The sequence below is a fragment of the Pseudoalteromonas sp. S408 genome (assembly GCF_005886645.1).
Taxonomy (GTDB): Bacteria; Pseudomonadota; Gammaproteobacteria; order Enterobacterales; family Alteromonadaceae; genus Pseudoalteromonas.
Map to the genome: position 1 here is coordinate 65657 of NZ_PNDY01000001.1, position 13787 is coordinate 79443.

At 39.6% G+C, this 13787-nt stretch carries 15 protein-coding genes; 5 read left to right on the forward strand and 10 right to left on the reverse strand.

Annotated elements, in window-relative coordinates; translation table 11 throughout:
• Positions 1-12: 12 nt before the first annotated feature.
• The 4 genes from CWB62_RS00385 (at position 13) to lipA (ending at position 3259) form a co-directional block, all read left to right on the forward strand.
• Positions 13-1176, forward strand: a complete 1164-nt coding sequence (locus CWB62_RS00385) for a serine hydrolase (RefSeq protein WP_008128128.1) — start codon at positions 13-15, stop codon at positions 1174-1176.
• A gap of 169 nt (positions 1177-1345) precedes the next feature.
• Positions 1346-1624 (forward strand): DUF493 family protein YbeD, encoded by a 279-nt coding sequence (gene ybeD, locus CWB62_RS00390; protein ID WP_006793392.1) that lies wholly within the window; start codon positions 1346-1348, stop codon positions 1622-1624.
• A 19-nt stretch (positions 1625-1643) separates the two neighbouring features.
• Positions 1644-2297, forward strand: a complete 654-nt coding sequence (gene lipB / locus CWB62_RS00395) for a lipoyl(octanoyl) transferase LipB (protein WP_006793391.1) — start codon at positions 1644-1646, stop codon at positions 2295-2297.
• Complete coding sequence (gene lipA, locus CWB62_RS00400) at positions 2294-3259, forward strand: lipoyl synthase (protein WP_004585911.1); 966 nt, start codon at positions 2294-2296, stop codon at positions 3257-3259. The genes lipB and lipA overlap by 4 nt, the downstream gene beginning before the upstream one ends.
• Before the next feature lie 84 nt (positions 3260-3343).
• Here the strand turns inward: lipA and CWB62_RS00405 are convergent, their stop codons facing one another.
• The gene (locus CWB62_RS00405; protein ID WP_171034602.1) at positions 3344-4621 is read right to left on the reverse strand and encodes a VCBS domain-containing protein; all 1278 of its coding nucleotides are present in this window, start codon (positions 4619-4621) and stop codon (positions 3344-3346) included.
• Between the two features lie 220 nt (positions 4622-4841).
• Here CWB62_RS00405 and CWB62_RS00410 point away from each other — a divergent pair, with 220 nt between their 5' ends.
• On the forward strand, positions 4842-5084 hold the full coding sequence (locus tag CWB62_RS00410) for an RNA recognition motif domain-containing protein (RefSeq protein WP_058403389.1): 243 nt from the start codon (positions 4842-4844) through the stop codon (positions 5082-5084).
• 162 nt (positions 5085-5246) lie between these two features.
• Here CWB62_RS00410 and CWB62_RS00415 read toward each other — a convergent pair whose 3' ends face one another.
• From CWB62_RS00415 to nlpI, 9 genes are all read right to left on the reverse strand, one after another.
• Positions 5247-5462 (reverse strand): TIGR02450 family Trp-rich protein, encoded by a 216-nt coding sequence (locus tag CWB62_RS00415; RefSeq protein ID WP_058403390.1) that lies wholly within the window; start codon positions 5460-5462, stop codon positions 5247-5249.
• 193 nt (positions 5463-5655) lie between these two features.
• Positions 5656-5988, reverse strand: a complete 333-nt coding sequence (locus CWB62_RS00420) for a Na+/H+ antiporter subunit G (protein ID WP_058403391.1) — start codon at positions 5986-5988, stop codon at positions 5656-5658.
• A 9-nt stretch (positions 5989-5997) separates the two neighbouring features.
• Positions 5998-6267: a K+/H+ antiporter subunit F gene (locus CWB62_RS00425; RefSeq protein WP_006793386.1), complete on the reverse strand. Its 270-nt coding sequence runs from the start codon at positions 6265-6267 to the stop codon at positions 5998-6000.
• A complete protein-coding gene (locus CWB62_RS00430; RefSeq protein WP_058403392.1) occupies positions 6261-6797 on the reverse strand; it encodes a Na+/H+ antiporter subunit E in 537 nt (178 codons plus the stop codon). Before CWB62_RS00430 ends, CWB62_RS00425 begins: the two co-directional genes overlap by 7 nt.
• Entirely contained in the window at positions 6797-8314 is a 1518-nt protein-coding gene (locus CWB62_RS00435) for a monovalent cation/H+ antiporter subunit D (RefSeq protein ID WP_058403393.1), read from the reverse strand. Before CWB62_RS00435 ends, CWB62_RS00430 begins: the two co-directional genes overlap by 1 nt.
• The gene (locus CWB62_RS00440; RefSeq protein WP_058403394.1) at positions 8311-8664 is read right to left on the reverse strand and encodes a Na+/H+ antiporter subunit C; all 354 of its coding nucleotides are present in this window, start codon (positions 8662-8664) and stop codon (positions 8311-8313) included. The genes CWB62_RS00435 and CWB62_RS00440 overlap by 4 nt, the downstream gene beginning before the upstream one ends.
• The gene (locus CWB62_RS00445) at positions 8664-11456 is read right to left on the reverse strand and encodes a monovalent cation/H+ antiporter subunit A (protein ID WP_058403395.1); all 2793 of its coding nucleotides are present in this window, start codon (positions 11454-11456) and stop codon (positions 8664-8666) included. The genes CWB62_RS00440 and CWB62_RS00445 overlap by 1 nt, the downstream gene beginning before the upstream one ends.
• A 200-nt stretch (positions 11457-11656) precedes the next feature.
• Positions 11657-12766 carry a hypothetical protein gene (locus tag CWB62_RS00450; protein ID WP_058403396.1) on the reverse strand — a complete coding sequence of 370 codons (1110 nt, stop codon included), beginning with the start codon at positions 12764-12766 and terminating at the stop codon, positions 11657-11659.
• A 1-nt stretch (position 12767) separates the two neighbouring features.
• Positions 12768-13646, reverse strand: coding sequence for a lipoprotein NlpI (gene nlpI, locus CWB62_RS00455; protein ID WP_058403397.1), 879 nt, complete (start codon positions 13644-13646; stop codon positions 12768-12770).
• Positions 13647-13787: the final 141 nt, after the last annotated feature.

Genomic DNA, 13787 nt, shown 5'->3' on the forward strand with positions numbered 1-13787 from the left:
TTAATGAGTATGATGAAATCAATTAAACATAAAATCCTCAAAGGTGTATGTGGCTTAGTTTGTTCAGCCGCCGTATTTTCAGCCAGCGCCCAAATTATTCCGGCTCCACCTCAAGTTAATGCAAAGGGTTATTTTTTAGTAGACTTTACAACAGGTAAGGTTATTGCTGAAGGCGAAGCCGATACTAAACTTGCGCCAGCAAGCTTAACTAAAATGATGACCAGTTATGTAATTGGTACAGAAATTAAAGTTGGTAACATAGCCCCTACCGACATGGTTACAATTAGCGAAAAAGCATGGGCAAAAAACTTCCCAGAGTCTTCAAAAATGTTTATCGAAGTGGGTAAGCAAATTAGTGTTGATGAGCTCAATCATGGCATTATTATTCAATCAGGGAATGACGCCTGTGTTGCTATGTCTGAGCACATAGCAGGCAGTGAAAGTGCTTTTGCCGACTTAATGAATGCTCACGCTGCTAAATTAGGTATGACTAACAGCCACTTTATTAATAGCCATGGTCTTGATACTGATGAGCACTATACTACACCACGTGATATGGCCACGCTAAGCGCCGCACTTATCAGAGATGTACCTGAAGAGTATGCTATTTATAAAGAAAAATCATACACCTACAATGGTATTAAGCAATACAACCGTAACTCACTATTATGGGATGAGAGCTTAGACGTAGATGGTATAAAAACAGGCCACACATCTGAAGCTGGCTACAGCTTAGTTACATCAGCCACTAAAAATGGTATGCGTTTAATTGCTGTTGTTATGGGCACCTCAAGCGAGCGTGCACGTAAAGTAGAAAGCAAAAAACTACTTAACTACGGCTTTCGCTTTTTTGAAACAATTACACCTTACAAAGCGGGCGACAGCTTTGCAGAGCAGCGCATTTGGATGGGTAACAAAGAAAATGTATCGTTAGGTATTTTAGAAGACACACCTATCACTATTCCACGTGGTCAGCATAAAAACCTAAAAGCTAACTTTGAGCTAGACAACACCCTTGAAGCGCCATTAGCTAAAGGCACTAAAGTAGGCACTTTATTCTTGCAACTAGAAGGGGAAGACATTGCGCAATACCCACTAGTGACACTTGAAGAAGTGGAAGAAGGCAGCTTCTTTAGTAAAATTTATGACTACTTACGTTTACAGATCATGCAATAACTTGTAAATGACTAAGTATATATAATTTAAGCGCCTCCATTGTGGGGCGTTTTTTTTTGCTTGAAAAATGCTAGAATGCGCCCCATATATGCATCACTGCTAAACGCCTATCTGTATTAAGCTTCGTGCTTTACATAGAGTTCACACTTTTGTATGAGGAGTCACTAACGTGGTTCAACCAGTTAAAAATACTAAATTTGATGAGTACCTAGAGTACCCTTGCCCATTTACATTTAAAATTATGGGTTTAGCCAACGTTAATTTAACAGATCAAATATTAGCAAAATTACAACCTATTGCTCCGGGCGACTACGCACCAAAAGTAAAACCAAGCAGTAAAGGTAATTATGAGTCTGTTACGCTAGTAGCTACGGTTACAAGTGGAAAACACATTGAAGAAATTTACAACGTGATCAGTAATATCGATGACGTACGCCATATGCTTTAAGCCATAGTTGAGATTTGATGTGAGCGAAAACACTTTAATCGTACGCCAATTAGGTCGCCAGCGTTACATGCCTATTTGGCAAAAAATGCAAGACTTTACCGATACACGTGATGAAAACACCCCTGATGAAATTTGGCTTGTAGAGCACGAAAGTGTATTTACTCAAGGCCAAGCAGGAAAAGACGAGCATTTACTTGCCCCTGGCGACATTGAAGTAATTAAAGTTGATCGCGGTGGCCAAGTTACCTACCACGGCCCTGGCCAACAAATGATGTACGTATTATTTAACCTACGTCGTTTAAAGATAGGTGTGCGTGAACTTGTTACTTGGCTCGAAGAGTGCATTATAGAGTCGCTTGCTGAATACAATATTGAAGCATACGCTAAAGCCGACGCCCCTGGTGTTTACGTTAACGACAGCAAAATTGCATCATTAGGTTTAAGAGTTCGCCGCGGCTGCTCATTTCATGGCTTAGCATTAAATGTTAACATGGACCTAAGTCCATTTTTACGCATCAACCCGTGTGGTTATGCCGGTATGAATATGGTGCAAACAAAAGAATTAGAGGGTCCTCAAAACCTACAAAGCGCAGGTGAAGGACTCGTAAAACACATGATTAAAAAGCTTAATGCAGCACAGGTTAAGCATACTGAAGGGTTTGAAAACGAATGAATAAACCAGTCAAAATGGAACCAGGTGTAAAACTACGCGACGCAGAAAAAATGGCGTTGATCCCCGTTAAAGTTTTGCCAACAGAAAAAACTGAAATGTTGCGTAAGCCAGAGTGGCTTAAAATTCGCTTACCAAAGTCAACAGAGCGTATTGACGGTATTAAACAAGCAATGCGTAAGCACGGGTTACACTCAGTATGTGAAGAGGCATCGTGCCCAAACCTATCAGAGTGTTTTAACCACGGTACAGCAACCTTTATGATTTTAGGTGCTATTTGTACGCGTCGTTGCCCATTTTGTGATGTTGCTCATGGTCGCCCATTAAAACCTGATGCAGCAGAGCCTGAAAAGCTTGCACTAACTATTAAAGACATGAAGCTTAGCTACGTTGTAATTACCTCGGTTGACCGTGATGATCTTCGTGATGGCGGCGCACAGCACTTTGCCGATTGTATCCGTGAAATTCGAAAGCACAACCCAACCATTACCATCGAAATTTTAGTACCCGATTTCCGTGGCCGTATGGACCGTGCTCTTGAAATTTTAATTGAGACACCGCCTGATGTGTTCAATCACAACCTAGAAACAGCACCGCGTTTATACAAACTTGCGCGCCCAGGTGCCGATTACAAATGGTCGTTAGAATTACTTCGTCGTTTTAAAGAAGCACACCCAGAAGTAAAAACTAAATCTGGCTTAATGGTTGGTCTAGGTGAAGAGATTAGCGAAATAGAAGAAGTACTTCGTGATCTACGTGCTCATAACGTTGACATGCTAACAGTTGGGCAATATTTACAACCTTCTAAGCATCACTTGCCAGTTAAACGTTACGTGCCGCCTGCAGAGTTTGACGCGTTGAAAGAATACGCTGATGAAATTGGCTTTACACATGCAGCCTCTGGCCCATTCGTTCGTTCAAGCTACCACGCTGACCAACAAGCTGCGGGTAAAGAAGTAAAATAATTACTTTTAAAATGCATTAAAAAAGCCCTTGGTAATTAAATTACTAAGGGCTTTTTTGTGGATTTTATAATTGTATTATGTCGATTACTTTATTAAAGAACCTTTCTTAATCACAAAATCAGCAAATCGTACCTGCTCTTCTTCAGCGCGAAGGCTATCGGTCTCTACTATTGAGCGGTAAATTCCCCATTTAGGGCGTGCAAAGTCATCATCGCTTACGCCCCGCCACATATCTATATTTTGCTCGTTTATATTCAATAGCTCTTCATTGTCGCTTAAGCGGGTAAGGGTCATCTCAAATTGCCCCTCCTCGCTATATGTGGCTTGAACAAAAACCTGTATCCACTCATCGGTTATAAGTGACCAATCTGTTTCTAAAAGGTTTTTATCAAGCCCTGTACTGTTACCGTTTTCATCAAAACCTGCGCTATAACGCACCTGTAGTTGATTCCCTGTACTGTTTTTTTGCGCCCCAGAGAGCGTAATAATTGGCTGGTCGTCGTTACCATTGGTATTGTCGTTGGTATCGTTACGGGCTTTTATTTGAAAAAAGTGACTGAATTTACTCGTTAACTCAAGCTCACTACTTACTTTAAACTTCCAGTTGTATTGTACGGTTTCATTTTCAAAAGCAAGCGTTGCCGGGGGGGATTTATCATAGGACTTAATTTCGTTACGCTGACGATCACTCGGGCCTTTGTCTTTATCTTGGTCTTCATCGCGATGAGCTAAAAATACAAAGTGATTACCTACAATAGCGTCTGTATCTTCCACTATATGTATAACACCTTCATGATTCCCGCTATACATATCAGGCGATTCAATTGAGCCTTCACTAAATACATTTTCTATTAACGTATAAGCGCTGAGGCCTAAATTAACGCCATCAGCATTTAGGTTTGTTTCATCGCTTACTACAAAATTATCTGTCTGTACTACGCCAACAACGGTAATGCTTATTGTCGCTTTAGTTCCATCCGCAGAGCTAATTACTATTTCATCAAGTAATGTGTCCCCTATATCTAAAGCGGTAACGTTTGTGTCAGCGAGGTCCAAGGTGTAAGACCAACTACCATTGCTTGAAAGATTAAATATACCATAACGTGTTTGACTGCTCGTCTGAGTAATAAACACCGCCTCACCAGCTTGCTCATCTGTTATAGAAAGCTCACCCACGACTGCACTTTGACGATTGCTTTCTATATTTGCTGATATTTCCCCACTGATAATTGCGGCAGATTGTACCGACAGCTCAGTGCTGACTAACTCATTTTTCGAACTCGAACTCCCACAGCCCAATAATGAAAAACTTAAAAAGCACACAGTATAGATATTTAATACACTCAAACGAAATATCGACATAACAAACCAGCCCAACACATTAATGGTAAGTAAACTTTTAAAAATATAACTTACCAATTATTAATTTTAATAACTAGTTATTTATTACCAATAACTCATTATTCGCTTTAAGGGCTAGTTAAGTGTTTTAAACTAATAGAAGTAACTATGCTAAAAATATAATTAGGTTAAAACCAAGTTACTTGAGATAATCTAACCGATACCATTATTTAGGTTAAATATGAAATTATTAGTTCGTAATTTGTCTCGCACAACATCAGAGCAAGACCTTCGTACGTTGTTTACAGCTCACGGTAAAGTGACAACTTGTAACTTGGTACTTGATAAAGAAACTGGCCAATCTAAAGGTTTTGCCTTTTTAGAAATGCCAAACGACATTGAAAGTAAAAGCGCGATTAAAGCACTTAATCAATCAACCGTTGATAAAAGTAAGATTCGCGTAAAATACGCAGATGAAAAATAGCCGCTTGCTATGCACTTTTAAAACCAGCTAAATGCTGGTTTTTTCAATTATTAGTATTGCTGTATTTTCAGCTCAAAATCGTACCTAAGTTTGCTACTTTCAGACTACTACAAGTGAACCTTTATACCCCAACCTACTATTTTATATTAGGTTTGTTAAAAGCTACTTCCAACCTTGACGCCATTTTTCAGTGTTTTTAAGGTCTCGCCAGCTAATGGGATATTGTTTTTTAGAAAACACCGACTCAGTAATACAAGCTATTACATTAGCATCTTCATCGTACTCTACTTCTACAATTACAAAATGCTTTTCTTTATTAATGGTAGGTGTTGCAGTCCATTTGCTATTAAGTAATTTTTTTGGATTGAGGTTATTCATAAAATTTAAAGCTTATTATTAATTTATAGAGCCTAATACGAACAAATATGCGTCTAAGCTCAATTAAAAAACCCTCATGAAAGCGTTAACTGGTTTGCCATTAGCAAAAAAACCGAATAAACTTCTTTATTCTGTTTAATATCGATAACGCTTTGCTTTAACGTAAACTTAATAGTTTACTAATCAATAAAGCTTAATCATCCTCAATATTGTCCAAGCCTTTGGTGCCCTCTTTTGGTTTGAGTTTATGATGAATAGCCGACTTAATTAACATATAGCCACTAATTGGGGCCGTTATTAATAGAAATATAGTGATCAGTATTTCTTTAACACTTAAACCCGTTTTAGAGTTTGCAAAATACACCATAGCGGCAATTAACATACTTGCCATACCCAACGTTGTTGCTTTAGTTGGGCCATGTAAACGCATAAAAAAATCTGGCAATTTTAATAAGCCTAACGAACCAATTAAAATAAACGTGCCACCAAATAACAATAAAATTGATACAACCCATTCGCTAATCATTTTGCCACCTTATTCAATTATATCGCCACGTAGTAAATACTTACATACAGCTACTGTGCTTACAAAACCAAGCATAGCTATTAATAATGCGGCCTCAAAGTACAACCCTGTTCCCATGCTTATACTGTATAAAACAATGAGTGCAATAACATTTATGTACATAGTATCGAGCGCTAATACTCTATCGGGGATTGATGGGCCAATAATTAAACGCCATAAATTAAGCAGTAAAGAAAGTCCTATCATTGCGAAAACAATAAGTAATACAGTATCTAACATTGAAATATCTCCTTTAGTGGAGCTTCGTAGCGTTTTTTAATATGCTTGATAAGCTCAGCCTCGTCGTCAAGGTCAAGTACATGTATGAGCAAATAACGCTGCGTCATTTCCTCTCCCTCAGCTAACGACTCAGGAATAGGATACACCTCAGCACTTACAGTACCGGGAGTTAACGACACACTGCTTGCTAAAATTGTAATCGGCATATCGTGAGTTAAGTCTAAAGGGACTTTAATAAATGCTGGGCGTAGTTTTTTGGAAGGCCCAACAATTAATAACGCAACCTGTAAGTTAGCAACAATAATATCATAAAGTACAATTACAAATTGTTTTAGAGCTAGCCCTGGCTTTAAAATTAGCGGCTGAGGATCTCTAAATGAAAAGCTTAGAATAGGAATAAAAATAGCAAAAAATGTTGCCAGTACAATATGGCCAACCGACACACTATTGTTAAGCAACAACCATACTATAAACAAAAATAAACTACGAAATGGCGTTGGTAACCACCGAAAACGGGCTTGTAGTCTCATTACATGCCTCCTTTAAGTACAGCGTTTATGCCGCCGCTAATATCATGTAACTGCGTAGCAGCACCTACCATGTACTCGCTAATCGGCCCACCGAAAATCACTAACAGCGGCGAACAAGCAAGTAAACCTATTATTACCGTCACTTGCAATGGGTTTGCATCAGCGCAGTCTGCGCTTTCGCTGCGTTTATCTTTTCTTTCCCAAAACAAACTTGTACCCGCCCGAGAAAGTGCCACTAACAGCGCAAAGCTTGTCACTAAATACACTGGCCAAAATACTAAGGCTTGCTCACTATTTAACGTCGATTTTAGTATCCATATTTTACCAACAAAGCCCGATAGTGGCGGCATACCTACCACAGTTAAGGCTGCTACAACAAAGCATGCCCCAAGTAAAAGCGGCTGTTTAACTGCGCGCCCACCAACAAGCCTATCAGCAACTTTACCGCGTTGCTTAGCAATTAAGTCAGCTAGTAAAAATAACGCCGCACTCACTAATGTTGAATGCACTAAGTAATACAACAATGCAGCCGTTGCATTTACATTTTGTAAAGCTACTAGTGCAACTAAAGTACCTACCGACACCAAGACTAAATTAGCGGTTAACTTACGCAAATCTTGCGCAGCGATAGCGCCCATGGCGCCAACCACAATCGTTGCAATCGCTAATCCCCAAAGCCAAGGTTGTACCATGTGCTCAAGTGCACCCGCCTGTTCACCAAATATAACGGTGTAAACACGCAGCATGGCATAAACACCCACCTTAGTCATAATAGCAAATAAGGCTGCTACAACAGGTTTTGCGCTAGCATACGTATTTGGAAGCCATAAATGTAGCGGCAACAATGCGCCTTTTAAAGCAAATACAATAAGTAGTAATAAACCGCCGGCTTTAGCAATAAATACATCGTCGCCATTAAGTTGTGATACCTTTTGCGCCATATCAGCAATATTCAATGTACCTAATACGCCATATAAAATACCTAAACCGATTAAAAATACACTCGAGCCCACTAAGTTTAGAATTACATATTGTAGTGCTGCACGTGTGTTTTGTTTGTCGCCACCGTGCATAAGTAATGCATACGATGCAATCAGTAAAACTTCAAAAAACACAAACAGGTTAAACAAATCACCGGTTAAAAAAGCGCCATTAACACCCAGCACTAAAAAATGAACCAGTGGGTGATAAAAGCTCCCTTTTTCATCATCGCCTGCACTGCCATATAAAATGGCCCCAAGCCCTAAAAACGAGGTTAGCGCTACGAGTAATGTTGATAGATTGTCGGCCACAAGTACTATCCCGTAGGGGGCTGACCAATCACCGATGGCATAAACACTAATGCCTGTGTTGTAAATATGTATTAATAAAAACACACTAACAGCAAATGTAATAAGCGCCATAGTATTTGATGCGTATCGACGAATTTGTACACTTTTACCGCAAGGTGGGAGTAACAAAATTACAGCTGCAAGCATAGGCAGTAAAATAGGTAACGAAGCTAAATGTTGGATCATTTTTGCTCCTTACTTGCTGCAGCTGATTTAACGGGGCTTCCATCAACGTGGTCGCTTCCTAAATCAGCACGTCCACGAATAGCCAAAATAACCACAAATGCTGTCATTGCAAAACCAATTACAATTGCGGTTAAAACCAAGGCTTGAGGAAGTGGATCGGCGTAATCTGCACCGGTACCAAGCACCACGGCTTTGTTTATAGTTAAACGCCCTGATGAAAATAAAAATAAGTTTACTGCATATGAAATCATGGTAAGACCCAGTACAACAGGAAACGTACGTGCTCTTAACAGTAAAAATATACCGCAGCTAACTAATACACCAACGCACGATGCGTATAATAGCTCCATTAAATATTCACCTCTTTTTTAGGGGCATCGGAAGTCATATTACCCAAACTAGCTAAAATCATTAATGTTGCACCTACAACTGTGAGGTACACGCCAAGGTCAAACACAATTGCACTAGCAAGTTCTGTTTTACCTACAAATGGAATATCAAAGTAATCGAACCACGTGGTTAAAAATGGTCTACCAAAAAACCAACTACCCACACCGGTAAACATTGCTATACCTATACCCGAGGCGATAATTTTACGGTAGTTGATATCAAAGCGCTCGGTGATCCAATTAGAGCCATGCGCCATGTACTGTAAAATAAAGGCTATTGACGTAACTAAACCAGCAATAAAGCCACCGCCGGGTAAGTTATGACCACGCAAGAATATATATGCTGATACTAACAATGCCAGCGGTAATAAACTTTGTGAAATACTTGCAAGTAAAATTGGGTATCGTTCACGCGCCCAAGGACGCCCTTCACTGTCACTAGCTGGCATAAATAGCGGAATACGCGATAACACTTTAAATATACCTAGTGCAGCAATGCCCAATACCGTTATTTCACCTAGGGTGTCAAACCCTCTAAAGTCGACCAGTATAACGTTAACTACGTTTGTGCCACCGCCACCCGTTTTAGCATTAGCTACAAAGTAATCAGAAATAGAATTTAATGGGCGCGTTAGTATTGCATAACAAATACTAGCAACTACGACACCAATAGTAGAAGCAATCCCTAAGTCGCGTAGCACTCGCAACGAGCTCGACTCTTTAGGCGTATGCTGCGGTAAAAAGAACAGCGCAAGCATTAGCAATATAATGGTGGCAACTTCAACTGTTAGCTGAGTTAACGCTAAATCTGGCGCAGAAAAACGAGTGAATAAGACCGACACCATTAAACCAACAATAGAAAGCATTAACAGTGCGACCATTCTTGATCTGTGCCAAATAACGGTGGCTATTGCCCCAATTATTAATAAACCAGCACCAATCGCATTATGCACATCAACAGGTGTGCGCGGCATACTGCCGGCTAATTGTTGCATTTCAAATAATGGCCAACCTGCACAAAGTAATACCACGCCCAGCATAATAACTAAGTAACGCTGTAAAGAACCGTTTTCAGTACTGTTAATTTTACTTTGACACCATGCAACGACACTCAGCACGGCACGCTCAAAGGTTTTTTTAGCATTGAGTGTGGGTAATGACGCCTGAAATTGAAATAAATATTTGCGATTTACGTAAATGAACAAACCACCAACAACAGCCATTGCACTCATCAGTAACGGCAAATTAAAACCATGCCAAATTGTTAATTTATACTCTGGCATCGCCTCCCCTAATACTGCTAATGAAGCTGCAGATAAAATACTATCAACAGTAAAGCTTGGGAAAATACCTACCAAAATACACAGTACAACCAGTATTTCTATTGGCACTCGCATATAGCGTGGAGGTTCATGCGGTGTTCGCGGTAAATCTATTGGGTCACCGTTAAAAAATACATCGTGAATAAAGCGGGCTGAATAGGCAACTGCAAATGCACCAGCCACCGTCGCAAGCACCGGTATTAACCATGACATAGAGCCAAGTACTTGCTGATGGAGTGTTTCGGCAAAAAACATTTCTTTAGATAAGAAACCATTGAGCAGAGGCACGCCCGCCATAGCTGCAGCAGCAACCATAGCAAGGGTTGCAGTATAAGGCATAAACCGCCACATACCATTGAGTTTACGCATATCACGCGTACCAGTTTCATGGTCAATAATACCGGTTGCCATAAATAGCGAGGCTTTAAATGTCGCATGGTTAATTATATGAAATATGGCTGCCACCGTTGCAAGCTCGGTATCAAGGCCAAGTAATAGCGTGATCAAACCTAAGTGGCTAATTGTCGAATATGCAAGTAACCCCTTTAAATCGTGCTTAAATAACGCAATGTAAGCACCAAACAGCAGGGTAGCTAAACCCGTTAAACCAACTAATAAAAACCACATCTCGGTCCCAGCTAAAGCTGGATAGAAACGCGCAAGTAAAAAGATACCTGCTTTAACCATTGTTGCTGAGTGTAAATAAGCGCTAACAGGCGTAGGCGCAGCCATGGCATGGGGTAACCAAAAGTGAAACGGAAACTGAGCCGACTTAGTAAATGCCCCCAGCAATACTAGAACAAGTGCTAATTCGTACAAATCATGGGATTGTATAATGGCTTTGCTCGCTAAAATAACATCTAAGTCGTAACTGCCAACAATGTCCCCTAACAACATTAACCCGCCAAGTAGTGCTAAACCGCCTGCACCCGTTACAGCTAGCGCCATTCGCGCGCCCTTACGCGCTTCAGATTTATGCCACCAATAGCTTATCAATAAAAAAGAACTGATACTGGTCAATTCCCAAAATAACCATAGTTGTATAACGTTATTAGACATAACAATACCTAGCATTGCCGTCATAAATAACATTAAGTAGCTATAAAGCTTAGCCATTGAGTCATTAGCGCTGAGGTAATAACGTGTATATACAATAACAAGCAAACCAATGCCTAGTATCATAAACATAAACAAGAGGCTTAAACCGTCTATACGAAGCGATAAATCAAGCCCAATAGATGGGATCCACGCTAATGAATAGCGAATAGTTTCACCAGAAAGAACCGCAGGCGCGTGGTATAAAGTAATAGCCAAAGCGGTTAACGGTGCAAGCACAGTAATAAATGTACTTTGATTGCGAGAAAGTTTGCCTGTGAATGCAGAAATAACACTGCCAATCAAGGATAACAAGGGTATCCAGAGCAAAGTCATAATGTAGGGCCTTTTATAATCATAAGTTTATCAGGGCGCCACTTTTATACATTAAGTGATGCTTTTACTGCCTGTTTTTAAACGACATTAATGGTAATAGTTATACTCAATAACACATATTTTGTCTATAAAAAGCGAAGCATGTTGAGTTAATTTAAAGAGGGAAAATAGGGACTTAAAAACCTATGGTTATAAACATATTAACGCTTAATTTTATCTATATGTGCCAACCAAAGGGCCCTGTATTGATCAGAAAGCGTGATCTGCTGATATTCTAGAATTGACCAGTCTTTACTTGGTTTGTAGGCTACACCGCCAATCTGGCAGCTTTTACTTTTATGCCAACCATTTGGTGATTTTTCACCTTTTTGTGCAATATACAAGTTAGGAGCAACTAAACCTCTCCTTTTACACAACCACGCTTGCTTAGACTTGGGTAAAATATATTCATCTTCAAAGCCATTAAAGTGCATTAGCTCGTGCAAAAAAATACCATAATTAGCGCCTGAATTTAATTGCATAACGCCACGTCTAACATTAGCACTTCCATATTTGGGCATCATCACAACAAAATCAAATTCTCTTAAAAGCTGTTTATTTATTAACGCTGATTGCCAATCACAATTAGCCGCTTTGCTCATGCTATTAGTGCATTTTAAAGCACCTGCCACATATACTGGTTTACTAAAACAAAAAGCGCCCCGTCTTGGTTCAGGTTTTTTATTATAGGTTTTTATTAATGCCGACAACTTATAAAGTCCACTTCGATGATCGCTCATCGTTAAAACATTAAACTGGCATTTTTGATTTGCCAAAATATTAGAGTCTAACGATAAAAACTCCAATGAATGTAAAAATGGCTTAGGGATCTGTGTGTGAATAACACCATTGTGTAAATTAAAATGATTTAATACAAAACCAGGCTTAAGGTACCCTAACGTGTTTAATATATTAAGATCGCCCCATTGCTCAGTAGCGAGTAGTTGCTCCGATAAGTTAGTAATCTGAGCATTATTTATATTGGGTAAACTTGCCCACCAAAATAATTTAGCAGCTTTGATCTGTTTTGCCTTGAGCAGATGTAAAGAATACTCGTATTGCGCAGTAGGAATTTGATGCCTAGCAAGTAGGCCAAGGGTGTTTTTAGGCAGCTTATTTATACGTGCTAAAAAGTAGTGTGGAAATTGCCAATATAATTGCAGCGGATTGGCCTTGGCATTTAAAACCTGCCAAAAACCAATACCGCCATAACTGTTACTCGACCCTGCTATTGATAAGCTAAAAAGTAACGCGATTGTTGCTCTTAACACACTAACTTGCGTCTGCTTCCATTAACAGCTCAAGTTCTAAACGTGCATATTTGTATTCAATAAACTCATGAACGTTTGTAGACAGTGCCAATCTAAAATAATCCGCAGCGACATAGGTATCACCTGCAGCTTGATGTAGTTTAGCTAAGTAAAAATAAGCTTCGCACAAACGTTGTGCATATTCTTGCTCTGACTTAACGCCATCGCTAACGCCAGATAAAAATGCATGCTCACTCATATCACCCGCAAAAAGTGAAATTAGCTGATAAGCCCATTGTGAGTCATCAAGCGCTTTAGAATTGGTTTTTAGTTCGGCGAGCGCTGAGTCTTTATCTAATTTAGCTTGTGCTAAATAAACCCACAACACACGGTAAGGATCATTGGGAGAACGCGCTAAAAATTGGCTAAAATCGGTCTTTGCAATACTAGGCCTATCGCCATAGTACAATGCAATGCCCCGGTTTAAATAAGCATACTCATGTTCTTCATCCAGCTCTAAAGCAGAATCAAAAAGCTCATACGCTTTTTCGTATTGCTGCATTAATGTATGTTGAATACCTAAAAAATTATAAACTTCGGCTAAGTCTGGCTTAAGCTTTACAGCACGGTTGAAGTCAATACGCGACAATGTCGTCATACCTAAGCTGTCAAACAGTACTCCCCGATCATAATATAATTTAGCTTGTTGCTCGGGTGTTAAATCAGCTCTGTTGAGTAACTCAGAATAACGCGCTATGGCTATTTCACTGCGAAAGTCAGACGCTAATGGTGCTGTAAAAGGCACATTCACCACTGGTGTTGGTTCTGATTGAGTTGTTGTTTGGCAAGCGCTTAAAGACAAAATAGCAAAAGACGCCAAAGCAATGTGTTTGAATATCATTAAAATCCTTAATACCAAGGTTGGTAGCTCTAAGACTGACGACGACCAATTTGGTTCATAATCACATATACACTGTATATCATCGTAAGTAATCGAACCTCCTTGAATAATCTTTGTTTAAATTCAAGTTCCTCATTAAAG

Excerpts from the sequence above, each read along its gene's own strand:
- CWB62_RS00435 (WP_058403393.1), bottom strand. The coding sequence starts at position 8,314 with ATGATCCAACATTTAGCTTCGTTACCTATTTTACTGCCTATGCTTGCA.
- nlpI (WP_058403397.1), bottom strand. The coding sequence starts at position 13,646 with ATGATATTCAAACACATTGCTTTGGCGTCTTTTGCTATTTTGTCTTTA.
- CWB62_RS00425 (WP_006793386.1), bottom strand. The coding sequence starts at position 6,267 with ATGTTAGATACTGTATTACTTATTGTTTTCGCAATGATAGGACTTTCT.
- CWB62_RS00410 (WP_058403389.1), top strand. The coding sequence starts at position 4,842 with ATGAAATTATTAGTTCGTAATTTGTCTCGCACAACATCAGAGCAAGAC.
- CWB62_RS00445 (WP_058403395.1), bottom strand. The coding sequence starts at position 11,456 with ATGACTTTGCTCTGGATACCCTTGTTATCCTTGATTGGCAGTGTTATT.
- lipA (WP_004585911.1), top strand. The coding sequence starts at position 2,294 with ATGAATAAACCAGTCAAAATGGAACCAGGTGTAAAACTACGCGACGCA.
- CWB62_RS00420 (WP_058403391.1), bottom strand. The coding sequence starts at position 5,988 with ATGATTAGCGAATGGGTTGTATCAATTTTATTGTTATTTGGTGGCACG.
- CWB62_RS00430 (WP_058403392.1), bottom strand. The coding sequence starts at position 6,797 with ATGAGACTACAAGCCCGTTTTCGGTGGTTACCAACGCCATTTCGTAGT.
- CWB62_RS00415 (WP_058403390.1), bottom strand. The coding sequence starts at position 5,462 with ATGAATAACCTCAATCCAAAAAAATTACTTAATAGCAAATGGACTGCA.
- CWB62_RS00405 (WP_171034602.1), bottom strand. The coding sequence starts at position 4,621 with ATGTCGATATTTCGTTTGAGTGTATTAAATATCTATACTGTGTGCTTT.
- CWB62_RS00385 (WP_008128128.1), top strand. The coding sequence starts at position 13 with ATGAAATCAATTAAACATAAAATCCTCAAAGGTGTATGTGGCTTAGTT.
- CWB62_RS00440 (WP_058403394.1), bottom strand. The coding sequence starts at position 8,664 with ATGGAGCTATTATACGCATCGTGCGTTGGTGTATTAGTTAGCTGCGGT.